Annotated in this window: 16 protein-coding genes; 15 read left to right on the forward strand and 1 reads right to left on the reverse strand. The window is 71.1% G+C overall.

From position 1 onward, the window contains the following. Nucleotides 1-366: 366 nt before the first annotated feature. The 15 genes from IEZ12_RS28640 to IEZ12_RS28710 all read left to right on the forward strand — a co-directional run bounded on the left by IEZ12_RS28640 (nucleotide 367) and on the right by IEZ12_RS28710 (nucleotide 11299). Entirely contained in the window at nucleotides 367-729 is a 363-nt protein-coding gene (locus IEZ12_RS28640; RefSeq protein ID WP_189275931.1) for a hypothetical protein, read from the forward strand. 26 nt (nucleotides 730-755) lie between these two features. Continuing rightward, nucleotides 756-1265, forward strand: coding sequence for an ATP-binding protein (locus IEZ12_RS28645; RefSeq protein WP_189275933.1), 510 nt, complete (start codon nucleotides 756-758; stop codon nucleotides 1263-1265). A gap of 846 nt (nucleotides 1266-2111) precedes the next feature. Beyond that, entirely contained in the window at nucleotides 2112-2363 is a 252-nt protein-coding gene (locus IEZ12_RS28650; RefSeq protein ID WP_189275935.1) for a hypothetical protein, read from the forward strand. A 22-nt stretch (nucleotides 2364-2385) separates the two neighbouring features. Then, nucleotides 2386-2892 (forward strand): NUDIX domain-containing protein, encoded by a 507-nt coding sequence (locus IEZ12_RS28655; RefSeq protein ID WP_268250276.1) that lies wholly within the window; start codon nucleotides 2386-2388, stop codon nucleotides 2890-2892. Between the two features lie 253 nt (nucleotides 2893-3145). Beyond that, nucleotides 3146-4030 carry a protein-L-isoaspartate O-methyltransferase family protein gene (locus tag IEZ12_RS28660; RefSeq protein ID WP_189275938.1) on the forward strand — a complete coding sequence of 295 codons (885 nt, stop codon included), beginning with the start codon at nucleotides 3146-3148 and terminating at the stop codon, nucleotides 4028-4030. Nucleotides 4031-4130: 100 nt separating this feature from the next. Next, nucleotides 4131-4691, forward strand: coding sequence for a hypothetical protein (locus IEZ12_RS28665; protein WP_189275939.1), 561 nt, complete (start codon nucleotides 4131-4133; stop codon nucleotides 4689-4691). Between the two features lie 87 nt (nucleotides 4692-4778). Beyond that, a complete protein-coding gene (locus IEZ12_RS28670) occupies nucleotides 4779-5804 on the forward strand; it encodes a thymidylate synthase (RefSeq protein WP_229848206.1) in 1026 nt (341 codons plus the stop codon). Next, a complete protein-coding gene (locus IEZ12_RS28675; protein WP_229848208.1) occupies nucleotides 5801-6322 on the forward strand; it encodes a nucleoside-diphosphate kinase in 522 nt (173 codons plus the stop codon). Before IEZ12_RS28670 ends, IEZ12_RS28675 begins: the two co-directional genes overlap by 4 nt. Then, nucleotides 6319-7494, forward strand: coding sequence for a radical SAM protein (locus IEZ12_RS28680; protein WP_189275940.1), 1176 nt, complete (start codon nucleotides 6319-6321; stop codon nucleotides 7492-7494). Before IEZ12_RS28675 ends, IEZ12_RS28680 begins: the two co-directional genes overlap by 4 nt. An 11-nt stretch (nucleotides 7495-7505) precedes the next feature. Further along, nucleotides 7506-8120 (forward strand): 3'-5' exonuclease, encoded by a 615-nt coding sequence (locus IEZ12_RS28685; RefSeq protein WP_189275941.1) that lies wholly within the window; start codon nucleotides 7506-7508, stop codon nucleotides 8118-8120. Continuing rightward, nucleotides 8117-8716: an AAA family ATPase gene (locus IEZ12_RS28690; protein WP_189275943.1), complete on the forward strand. Its 600-nt coding sequence runs from the start codon at nucleotides 8117-8119 to the stop codon at nucleotides 8714-8716. Before IEZ12_RS28685 ends, IEZ12_RS28690 begins: the two co-directional genes overlap by 4 nt. After that, entirely contained in the window at nucleotides 8713-9438 is a 726-nt protein-coding gene (locus IEZ12_RS28695) for an aldo/keto reductase (protein WP_189275945.1), read from the forward strand. Before IEZ12_RS28690 ends, IEZ12_RS28695 begins: the two co-directional genes overlap by 4 nt. A gap of 14 nt (nucleotides 9439-9452) precedes the next feature. Then, nucleotides 9453-9968, forward strand: coding sequence for an NUDIX domain-containing protein (locus IEZ12_RS28700; RefSeq protein ID WP_189275947.1), 516 nt, complete (start codon nucleotides 9453-9455; stop codon nucleotides 9966-9968). Then, complete coding sequence (locus IEZ12_RS28705; protein WP_189275949.1) at nucleotides 9965-10495, forward strand: NUDIX domain-containing protein; 531 nt, start codon at nucleotides 9965-9967, stop codon at nucleotides 10493-10495. Before IEZ12_RS28700 ends, IEZ12_RS28705 begins: the two co-directional genes overlap by 4 nt. Nucleotides 10496-10507: 12 nt before the next feature. Next, the gene (locus IEZ12_RS28710; protein ID WP_189275951.1) at nucleotides 10508-11299 is read left to right on the forward strand and encodes an NRDE family protein; all 792 of its coding nucleotides are present in this window, start codon (nucleotides 10508-10510) and stop codon (nucleotides 11297-11299) included. 116 nt (nucleotides 11300-11415) lie between these two features. On the opposite strand, the gene IEZ12_RS28715 is transcribed toward IEZ12_RS28710, so the two are convergent. Further along, entirely contained in the window at nucleotides 11416-11691 is a 276-nt protein-coding gene (locus IEZ12_RS28715) for a hypothetical protein (protein WP_189275953.1), read from the reverse strand. Nucleotides 11692-11888: the final 197 nt, after the last annotated feature.

Here is an 11888-nt window from a genome sequence, read left to right on the forward strand (position 1 = left end):
GCCGGTCCCGGCAGCCTCTCCCGGAAGGGCGGACCCATGAGCGACGGCAACAACGTCCACCACAACGACGGCGACAACAGCGGCAACCAACACGAGCACACCGGCGACGACGAGTAGTCACGCCGCACGCACAGCGGCCCCGGGTGCGCTCCCCCTCAGCGCCCGGGGCCCCGCCCCTCCCGGAAGAGTCAGCGCCCTGCTGCCGCACGTCCTCCGGCGTGATCAGCCTCAGACCTTGCCTGGTGCCAGCCCGAGCAACACCGCGGCCGGCTCCCAGCGGCGCCCCCTCAGAACTGCCGTGCCCGGCCGCGCCTCGACGAAGCCGGGCACGGCGACCAACTGTGTCGTCCACACAGGAGCATCCCCATGCGCACCACCAGAACCGCCGTCATCTACCTGTGCGCCACCGAGGACCCGGCTGGCCAGCCGCTCCTGGCGGAGTGGTGCACGCAGCGCGCTGCGGCTGACGGGCTGTCCATCTCCACTGTCGTCACCGACACCGATGAGCTGCTGCCCGTCGAGGACCGCACCGGTTGGCAGGAGGTCGTCGCCCTCGCCGCCGCTGGCTCGATCTCTGAGGTCGTCACCGTTCACCGCGGGATGGTCACCGCTGACCCGCGGCTGTGGAGGCGGATCGCGGCTGGCCTCGGTGAATACGGGGTCACCCTGGTCACCGTGCGGACTCCGGTCACGACGCCGGGGTTCGTTGGGTCGGGGGTGCAGCGGTGAGGGCCGATCCGGGTTTCATCGAGCGGATGACGATCGTGGCGACCGCGCCCGAGATGGAAGGCCGGCTGGCCAGCGTCCGCCTGGTGCGGCATCGGGCCCGGGACGTGTTGGCCTCCTGGGGTCTGGACGGCGGTGACATGGACGACACGCTCTATGTGGTCGGCGAATTGGTGGCGAACGCTGCACAACACAGCCCGCCGGGCGTTCATCACGTCTCCCTGCACCTCTCCCCGGACGGGGGAAGTCTGGTGGTGACGGTGCATGACCTGAGTCGGGCGATGCCGTACGTCCCGACTGGCGCCGAGGCCAACCCCGTGGCGTTGTCCGGCCGTGGGCTGCTCCTGGTCGCGGGGCTGTCCGAGAACTGGGGCGCGGTACCGACGGCCGGCGGCAAGAAGGTCTGGGCCGAGATGCGACTCAAGGTTCCCGTGCCGCCGCCGCGCCGCCAGTCCCGCACGAACCAGCCTGTCTCCGCGCGTGTTCTCCGGCGCGCGCTGCCCTCACCTCCGCGATCCAGGTCACCCGCCTCTGCCTGACCCGACGACATGCGGCTGTCGCGTAGGAAACCCGCCGGCTCCCGAGCCGACACCGTCCTGACAAATCCGGTGGAGATCAGCACACCCGTGTGAAGAGAGGTCGATGTGGCAACGACGACGGCGAGGCTGCCGGCCCGGCAGCGAACCCCGCTCCGGCTGATCCAGCAGTTCGCTGACCTGACGGCCGACCCGAAGAAGGCCATCAGTGCGTGGGCACACCGCCAGCTGGTGCCGGTCCCGGTCGGCCACGGATTCGCGGCCGTAGAGGTGCCCGGTCGGCTTGGCCCGGCCGCCGCGCGGCAACTCGAAATGCTGGACCGGACGGGCGCGCTCGCGAGCCCGCTCGGGCCGGTCCTCCAGTACAGCCTGTACGGATCTCAGATCGGAACAACTACCGCATTTTTGACGTCAGTTCCTCCCGCTGGTGCACCGCCCTGGTCGGTCCCGATCTTGCCCTTGGTGCAGATGCGCACCGGCGGTGTGATCGGTCTGCCCTCTCCGGTGGATGAGGCGGCCACCGTGCGGTGGCGCATCGCCCCGAGCCTGGGCAAGTGGACCGACCCGCACGTACATGGCCCTCCGCCGGGACGGGGCCGTCTGAGCCCCTGCCGGGCACATGGTTGCCGTTCCATCGCCGGAGCGGTGACCCTTCCGATTCTCGCCGGCTCCACCCGGCGGAAGGGCGCGCGGGCGGCGCGCCAGTCGTCCTGGCCCAACTCCGACACCGGGCCAGGGCGACCACCTCTCGACTTCCGGCGGAGCCTGTACGCCCCGCCGGGCTGCACAACCCCCGCCCCAGACGGCGGGCGGGGTCCACCATTCGAACTCACAAGCTCGGAGCGGAAGTTGGCGGCCAGGGACACCCCGGAACAGGGGCTCGAACGCATCGACTACCACGTCGGCAACGCCAAACTCGCCGCCGACTCGGGGGACTACAGCGGCTCGAAGAGCGAGATTCACCAGGCCGTACGGGCGGCGAAGGGCCTGCTGACGAACGTTGCCAACCGCTACCAGCCGCACGACGCCACCAACGCGCATACCGGCGAGCAGACCAGCGGGCGCGGTGAGCCGCACGACGACGAGATCATCCAGTTCTGATAGCGACCAGGGGGTAACTGGCATGGGACACACCGAGATTCCGCGTGACAACCACCCGAGGCGGCGCGCCGGGTGCGTGTGCGTGGCGACGGACGAGGACGGACTCGCGCTGTTCGTGCGCACGTTGTACGGGAAGGGCCTGATCCTGCCGGGCGGCGCGGCCTTCGGGGGTGAGCCGTTCCACACGGCGGCCCGCCGGGAGTTGGCCGAGGAGACCGGCATGCACCTCGAGCCCGGCAAGCTGGTGGCTGTCGACCAGGTAAAGGCCGATCCCGACACGGGCTCGAACGAGGGCGTGAACTTCGTGTTCGACCTGGGTGTCCTCGGCGCGGACCAGGTGGCGGCGCTGCGGGTGCCGGTGGGCGCCGTCTCTGAGATCGGCGGTTTCGAGTGGGTGCACCCCGACGATTTCGACTCGCACCCCGACGTCGCGCCGTACACCGCCCGCCGCGTCCGCGAGGCCCTCAAGGCCCGCGCTGACGGTCGGTGGCTGCCGCTGTTGCAGGAGGGTGTGCCCGTCCCCCACTGAGCCCCTGGGCCGGGCGGATGTGCCGCTGCCGCTGCCGCCCGGCCCGGGCCAAACCCTTCCCCGGCCCACTACGACACCAGGCCGGGGAGGCCAGCCCACGAGACCGGCGCAGCGACGCTCCCGCCGATCGCCGGGTGTTGTGCAACTCGCCGCCGAACGAGCGGTCCTGATGCCCCGCCCGGTGCCTCCCGGGCACCGGGCCAGACGGCCCGGGTCGACAGCGCCTTCGCCGTCCACCGTCAAGGAGTCTCCCGTGACCATCACCGCCCCGCCCGCCTGGCGGCAGACCGCCGACCGCTTCGTGCAGGACCTGATCGACAAGGGCACCGTCCGCACCGAGGCCGTCGCCCACGTCTTGCGCAGCGCCCCCCGGCACCTGTTCGTCGCCGGCCACTACGCCGACCCCGAGCAGCCCACCGCCGAGGAGTTGGAGCTCATCTACTCCGACCACGGCACCGTGAACCACCTGCCCGACGCGGCCGGCACCACCTCCTTCACCTCGCAGCCGTCGATCGTGGCGGAGACGCTGGAGGCCGCCGATCTGCGACCGGGCATGCATGTGCTGGAGATCGGCACCGGCACAGGCTGGAACGCGGCGCTGATCTCCAGCATCACCGGCGGCACGCTCGGGTTCATCCTCGCCCCGCTCGCTCACGGCGGCATGCACCCCCTGGCTCGCATCGCCGCCCCTGCCCCGCACGTGGCGCCGTCGGCCCACGGCGACCGCCCGACCCCGCCGGCGACCCGCGGTGTCTACCTCCCGAAGCCCGTCGGCCGGTTCGACGGGCCGTTCCCCGACGGCCTCGACCGCGCCGCGTTCGGCGACCTGTGGATGTTCCTGGCGGGGCAGGACACCTGCATCACCTGCGCCGTCTCCGAGGGCGCGGCCTACAACGGGTGTGCCCTCGTCGCCGAGGACGAGCGGGCGGGGGTGTTCGTGATGCCGGACGGCCTCTACCCGACCGACAGCAGCGAGCAGACCACCGCACTCGCGCAGGCCACCGCCGACCGCGTCATGGCGTGGGACGCCGCCGGCCGCCCGGACCTCACGACCTGGTCCTCCGCCCTGCACGCGACCGGCGACCCCGCCAACCCGCTGTGGACCCCGCCCGCCTGGCACAGCATCGGCACCAGGTAGCTGACCGTCCAGGGATCAGCCCAGACCTGACGACCCACAAGAGCCCTCGGTCGGGCCGCCACGACGGCGGCCCGACGAAGGCAAGAAGAGGAACACCCCGATGATCGAAGACCCGCGAGGCCGCGGCCCGGTGGACAGGCCGCCGATCGCCGATGTCGACCAGTTGCTCGCCGTGCTCCTCGTGCTCGGCTACACGGTGCCGGACGAGAGTGCCGCCAGCCGGGCCCGGCTCCTCGGCGCGCTCACCGCCTGGGTTGATCTGATCGTCATGTTCGACGTCGACCGCATCGACGCGGAACAGGCACGCGAGGGCCTCACCGATGTCGTGAGGACCGGGGCGCTGGACGTCTTGGCCCGTCGCCCCTTCCTCGCAACCATGGTGGACGTCAACACCACAGCGAACGAACTGTTGGGCCGCCTGATCGAGCACCGCCTCAACACCCTGCGCCTCGACATTGAAGAACTGGCGAACCCCAACGGGCGTACGGGAATCGCCGGGGCCGTCCTCCCTTTCCTCCGGGCCCTCTGCGCCGTTGCGCCTCTCTTCAATCGCACCGGCGGCCACACCACGCGGGAGCAGGTCAACAAGGCGGCGAAGGCCGCCCTCAAGCACCTGGGTGAAGGCCGGCAGAGCCTCCACTACCTGATGAAGCAGACCTGATCGCCGGCGCGTCGGCCGGCGCCGCCGCGCTCCCCGCCGTGGACGTGACGCACCTCCCGAGCTCTATCCCATGAAGTGGAGTTCAGCGTGATCGCACCCGCCGTGTTCCCCACGTTTCAGCGCGCCTACGCCGCCGTCCTGCGGCACGTCACCGAGAACCACGAGCACGTCAACACCGCCCGGGGCAACGACAGCCACGAGATCATCGGCGCCACCTTCCGGCTCACCGACCCGCGCCAGCGCGCCCTGTACCTGACGAGCAGGCCGGTCAACCCCGTGTACCACTACGCGGAAGCGCTCTGGTACTTGGGCGGCCTGCGGAGCCTGGACCTGATCGGCCACTACGCGAGCCGCCGCCGGGCGGACTCACGCGACGGGACAACGATCGAGGGCTCGTCCTACGGAGCCCGGATCTTCGCTCCCCAGCGGAACGGCGACCCCTCCGCGTTCGACCGCGCGCTGGAGCTGCTGCGGGCCGAGAAGGACAGCAAGCGCGCGTACCTGCCGGTGTTCGAGTCCGGCGACCTGGACGAGATCGGTCACCCCGACCTCCCGTGCCTGGTCGGGCTCCAACTGCTGGCCCGTGACGGCTACCTGCACATGGTCACCTACATGCGCGCCAACGACGCCAACCGCGGCATGGTCTGCGACGTCTACTCCTTCACCCTGATCCATGAGTTCGCCGCCGTCCTGCTCGGCCTGCGCCTGGGTGCCTACACCCACCACGTGGGGTCCATGCACGTCGGTGTCCGGGACTTGGAGCGCGCGGGCAGGGTGTTGGAGGAGACGGCCGCCATCAGCCCTGCGGCCGCGCCGCTATTCCCGCCCCCGGTGATGCCCACCGGCACCACGTGGAAGCACATCCGGACCGTGCTGAAGCACGAGGAGCTGCTGCGCACCAACCAGGTCCAGTACTCCCCGGCCGATGTCGCCGGCCTGGATCTGCCGCTGTACTGGCAGCGGGTGCTGCTGCTCTTCGAGGCGCACCGCCAGATCGTCAACTGCCCCGCGGACCTGGTCGACCGGCAGCTCCTCGACGCGCTGGAGCCGGGGGCCCGCTGGCAGTTCGAGCGCCGCTGGCCCGCCCGGGTCGCCGTTGGGGCGGTCGCGTGAGCCGGGACCCGCGGCGCGAGGTGGACTGGTCGCGCTGGAGCGTGGTCCTCCTCAAGCCGGACTGCCTGCGCCGGGGCCTGGCCGATGAGGTGCTGGCCCGGCTGGAGCCGGCCGCGCGGATCGTGCACCGGCGCCGGGTCGTCGTCGCCGACTGGCAGATCCACGTCCACTACTGGGACCTGCTGGTCAACCGGGACCTCTTCGAAGTGGACGTGCCCGGCTGCCTCCGCTCCACCTACGTGGGCCAGGAGGTGGAGGTGGCGCTCGCCCACGGTGCCCCGGGCACCCCCGAGCGGCTGCGCGGCCTCCTCGGGCACTTCGACCCGACCCAGGCCGAGCCGGGCACCATCCGCGCCGACCTCGGCACCGACAGCCTCACCGCCGCCCGCGCCCAGCAGCGCCTGGTGGAGAACCTGATCCACACCTCCGACCACCCCCGCGCCGCGCGCCGCGATTTCGGGACGTGGTTCGGCGGCGGCCAGCACCAGCTACTCGACCTCAAGGAGGACCACCGATGACGACCGCTGCCCCCCGGGCCCGACGTCCGTTGCCGATCCTGACCCCCGAGCAGATCGCGGGGCTCAAGCCGGAGCTCGCCGAGGTCATCGAGTACCGCAAGTCCGGGCTGTCGCTGAACCACGTCGTGGGCTGCCCGCTGGACTGCGGGTACTGCGTGCGGCACCTGTTCGACAACTTCGAGCTCAAGACGCCGCGCGCCCTGATGAGCGACGAGGCCGCGGTGGAGCTGCTGACCGGACACGAGTACTTCCGGCCGCACCGCACGCCGATCCAGATCTTCAACCGGGCGACCGACCCGATGTTGCCCGTCGTCAAGCCGCACACCTTCGAGACGCTGCGGCTGCTGGACGAGCAGGGCCTGACCAACCACGTCCTGGTCATCACCAGGTGGCGCGTCGATCCCGAGGACTGCGCGGTCCTGAACTCCTTCCGTAGCATCCGGCTGACGGTGCTGGTCACGCACTCCGGTATCGACCACCCGGGGATCGAGCCGGTGGACTCGGCCATCGCCGCGGCCAGCCTGCAGACGCTCCACCGGCACGCCGAGCGCTACCGCACGGTGCTGTACTGGCGGCCGATCGTGCCGGGCCTCAACGACTCCGACGAGCACATCCAGCGAGCCCTGGAGCTGTCGAAGCACGCCCACGCAACGGTGTTCACCGGCCTGTTCTTCCGCAAGGAGATCGCCACGTACTACGCCGACCACGGCCTGCCGATGCCGTACGACGACATCGCCCGCCGCAAGATCATGCCGGAGGAGTCCGAGCGGCGGATCCTCGCCGCCTTCCGCCGGCCCGACGACCAGGGCGAGCCGTACGGGCCCCTGTTCCGGAAGACCAGCTGCGGCGTCGCCTACGCCCACAAGGTTGCCGACTACAACGGCCACTACGGCATCCGGGAGTTGTGCGACATCTGCCCGGTGGCGCAGCTCGGCCTTTGCCGCGGTTCCTGGAAGGCCCCCAGCATTGAGGAGGCCACCGAGGCCGCCCGTGCTCTCGGGGCGATCGGGGACGTTGAGGTGGATGAACGCGCCATCATCGTCGAGGGCTTGAACGAGCCGCCGCGCTACTTCATGCAGCACGGCTTCGGCTACCAGGTCCACGACCGTGACAAGCCGCACCGCCCCCGTCGGCACGGCCGGGCCGAGATCGGCTGGACCGACCCGAAGTAGAGGAGACCGAGATGGACTTCGACACCTGGCCCACCGTCTTCGTCGTGGACGTCGAAGGCAACGGCGGACAGCCCCCGGAGCTGGTGGAGGTCGCCGCGATCCCCGTTGTCGGCGGGAGTCCGGTGCCGTCGTCCGTCCGCTCCACCCTGCTGCGCCCGCCGAGCCCGATCACGCCGTTCGCTCGGCGGGTGCACGGCATCCGCAACCAGGACGTCGAGCAGGCGCCGACCTGGGAGCAGGTCGGCCCCCAGATCCACGCCTCTCTGGAGGGCGTGTGGATCTGCGCGCACAACGCGCACGTGGACTACGGCGTCCTGCTGCGGCACATGCCCGACTGGAAGCCGGCCGGGGTGCTGGACACCCTGCGGCTCGCCCGCGCGACCTTCCCGAAGGCCGGCGGGTACAGCCTCGACGCGCTGGTCGAGATGACCGGCATCGACGTGGCCGGCATCCCCGGTCAGCGCCACCGCGCGGCCTACGACGCTCACGCCACCGCGCTGCTGCTGATCGCCCTCGCCGGGCACTACGACACGTGGGACGCGCTGCTCGCCGCAGCCGTCCCGCCCGGAATGCCCGGCGCTCCCCTCCCGCTCGCCCCCAAATCCGAGGAGCAGAAACTGTGGTGACACCGCTTCGCCTCTGCATCGCCGGCACGCACTCGACCGGCAAGACCACCCTCGCCAGGCGCATCGAGATGGAGTTGCGCGCTACCGGCATCACCGTCGCCCGCACCGGCGGCTTCGCCAAGCGGGCCGCCGAACTCGGCTTCCCGAAAATGACGCGCCACACCGACCGGTCCACCGCCTGGATCATCCACGCCACCGCCAACGCCGCCTTGGAGGCCGAACTCGCCGCGGACGTCGTGATCGTGGACCGCACCCCCTTCGACGCGCTCGCGTACTACCTGGCTGCGGTCCGGCATCGCGGCGAGCACCCCGACCCCGAGGCGGTGTCCCATCTGACCGCCCTGGCGCAGCTGGCCTGCCCCCGCCCGCAGGTGTTCCTCGCCACCCTCCTCGACCCGGCGCTGCCGCTGGCCGAGCACCCGGGCAAGGATCCCGACTGGGCGGACAGCGAGTTCCGCGAGGCCGTGGACGAGCAGCTGCACCGGGCCCTCAGCGCCTACGCCGTCCCGCACGTTCCGGTGCCCAGCGACGGGCACGCCGCCGCCGTCGAGGTGGCGGTCGAGACGATCACCGCTTCCTGGGCGGCTGCCGCATGAACGAAATCGCCATCGCGGGCAAGAAGGTCCCCCGGCTGGGCCTGGGCACCATGCGGCTGACCGGCCCTGGCACCTGGGGCGAGCCGGCCGACCCGGCCGACGCCGTCGCGCTGCTGCGCACCGCCGTGGACGACCTCGGCGTCCTCCACATCGACACCGCCGACGCCTACGGGCCGCACACCGTCGAGGAGCTGATCCGCCGCGCGCTGCACCCCTACTCCGAGCGGCTGCTGCTGGCCACGAAGGTCGGCATGGTGCGGCCCGCACCGAACGTCTGGAAGCCACTGGGCCGTCCCGAGTACCTGCGGGCCGCTGTCGAGGCGTCCCTGCGCCGCCTGGGGACCGAGCGGATCGACCTGTGCTACCTGCACCGCGTCGACCCCGCAGTGCCGTTGGCCGATCAGGTCGGCGAGCTGGCGGCGCTCCGGCACGAGGGGAAGGTCGGCGAGATCGGCCTGTCCAAGGTGACGCCCGAGCAGATCCGCGAGGCCGGCGAGCTGGTCACGGTCGCGGCCGTACAGAACTGCCTCAACGCCGCCGAGCCGGACGATCCGGCGCTGGCCTACTGCTTGGCCAGCGGCATCCCGTACGTGCCGTACCGGCCGCTGAACGCCGGCCTGCTGCCCGATCCGGCGGCCGCGCTGCGGTGGCTGCTTGAGCTCGGCCCGCTGGTGGCGCCGATCCCCGGCACCGCCGACCCCGCCCACCTGCGCGCGCTCTGACGAGGGGCCCCGCAATGGTGCAGATCTGGATGCCTCGCAAGGAGTTCGTCGAGACGCTGCCCCGTGCCCTGCATGGCTGTGGTGTGCTGCTCTTCGACCCTGAAGGACGGGCGCTGCTCGTGCACGACTCCTACAGTGAAGGGCGGGCCGCCCAGGGCTGGCCGCAGCGCTGGTGGGCACCGGGCGGGCTACTCGATGACGGCGAAGCCCCGGTGGACGGGGCCAGGCGGGAACTGCTCGAAGAGACCGGTCTCCGGCTGGCCAGCCGACTGGTGCCGATCGGCGTGGACTTCCTGCCGCCGGCCGAGGACTGGCCGCCGGTCACCACCTACTTCTTCAGCGGCGGCGCCCTCACCTGGCAGCAGGTCGAGTCGATCACGCTGTCCGACGAACACGACGACCACCAGTTCCGTCAACTCTCCGACTGGGAAGACACATTGTCATCGACGATGCACACCAGGTTGACCGCGCTGGTCGCCGCCCGGGCCGCCGGCCGCCAGGTCATCCTGCACTGCGGCAGGCCGATGTGAGCTGGAAGCAGCGTGACCGCGAGACGGCGCTCATCGCGCCCCGCTTTGTCGTCCACCTGGACCAGGTCACCCGGCCGGACGGGCAGCCGGGAGAGGTGTGGGTGACCGAGCAGCCGGACGGCGCCCTGATCGTCCCCGTGGACGACCGCGGCCGGGTCGGCATGGTCCGCTCCGTCACGTACGTCCACGGCGAGATCGTCACCCCGCCGGGAGGCCATGTCGAGTCCGGGGAGAGTCCCAAGGACGCCGGCCGGCGCGAACTCCTGGAGGAGGCCGGGCTCACCGCCCGGGACTGGACGGCGTTGGGCAGCGTCGCCCTGATGACCCGCAACACCGCGCGCCTGCACTTCTTCGTGGCACGCGGCCTGACCCTCGGCGAGCAGCGGCTGACGGCCTCGGAATTCGGCATGACCTTGGAGTGGTGGGAGATGACCGAGGCGGTGAACGCGGCATACGACGGCCGGCTGACCTTGTCCGGCGCGTCACTCGGCATCCTCATGGCCGCCCGCCACCTGGAGACCGAGTAGGAGGGACCGCCCGTGTGCACGGCGTTCGTCAGCATCGACCCCGGCTCGGCGGTGCCGGTCCTCCTGCTCTCCGTACGGGACGAGTACACCGACCGCAGGTGGCTGCACCCTGGCCGCTACTGGCCGGACCAGCCCGACGTCGTCGGCGGCCTGGATCTGGACGCGGGCGGGACCTGGCTCGCCGTCGCTCCCAGCTCCGGGCTTGGAGTCGAGCCGGTGGCGGCCTGCCTGCTCAACGGTTTCGGCCACACCGCGGACCCGCATCAGCGGTTCTCCCGGGGCGGGCTGCCGCTCATCGCGATCAGCGGCCAGCCGATCGCGAGCGACAGGCTGGAGCGCTACGACCCGTTCCACCTGCTCATCGCCCGCCCATCCGGGGTGCACGTGGTCAGCTGGAACGGCAGCAGTGTGGAGGACACCGAGCTGCCTGCCGGCCTGACCGTCATCCTCAACGACGGGCTGGAGGGCCAGGCGGGCAGTGGCGCCTGCCCGCCGCACATCCGCACCACGATGAACGCCCGGCTGGCCTACTTCCGGGCGCGGCTGCAAGCCGTTGCACGACCAGAACCGGCGGCCGGCCCGGCGGAAGACGCGTGGGGCGAGTGGCTGCCGATCGCACGCGGAGACGGACTCCCGCCGGACAACCCGGCGGCCCTGATACGCCGTCTGGAGTCACCGAGCGGACGCGTTTGGGGCTCCGTGTCGCTCTCCATGGTCGCCCTCTCACACGAGCATGTGCGCTACGACTTCGGCACCGTCCCCGACTCCGATTCTTCGCCCCGGATCGTTCTCGTCGCCGTCTGATCCGACCTGGCCCCGGCGCTCCACGCCGGGCCGCAATGCTGTTGTGCCGTCTCCGCGGCATGGCGCGGGCCGCCGTGTGCACAGCGGCCCGCACAGTGCAGTGCCGACGAGGCGGTCTACCAGTAGACCCACAGGCGGTAGCTGGTCCACCACCAGACCTGGTAGCCCTCGCAGTAGAAGTCCGCGTACTGCCCGGTCACCAGCAGGTGCTCGCCGATCGCGTAGCAGTTGTCCAGGCTCATGTTCTCTGCGTACATGGCCGAACCGGTGTACTCGGACGGTGGATTGTCGTACTCGGCGGCGGCTGGCCCCGCACCAGCGACCAGGCCGGTCGCGGCCAGCGCCAAGGCACCGGCCGTGAGCGCCGCACGCCGCTTGATGGCGTAGAGCATCCCAACTCCCCTCAGAAGGAACGGTGCACGGCCTGCGCGCCGCGCCATGCCAAGAGCGATCCTTCCCGTCCCCGCGGCAGTTCGAAGCACCCGCGCGAGACTTGGCCGATTCGGGACACCCCTAGATGATTGATGCCAAGGGTTAGTGGTCGTAGGCGGTCAGCGAGCGCTTGACGGGTTGGCCGGTGTGGTCGTTG

The organism is Kitasatospora griseola (genome assembly GCF_014648555.1).
Taxonomy (GTDB): Bacteria; Actinomycetota; Actinomycetes; order Streptomycetales; family Streptomycetaceae; genus Kitasatospora; species Kitasatospora griseola.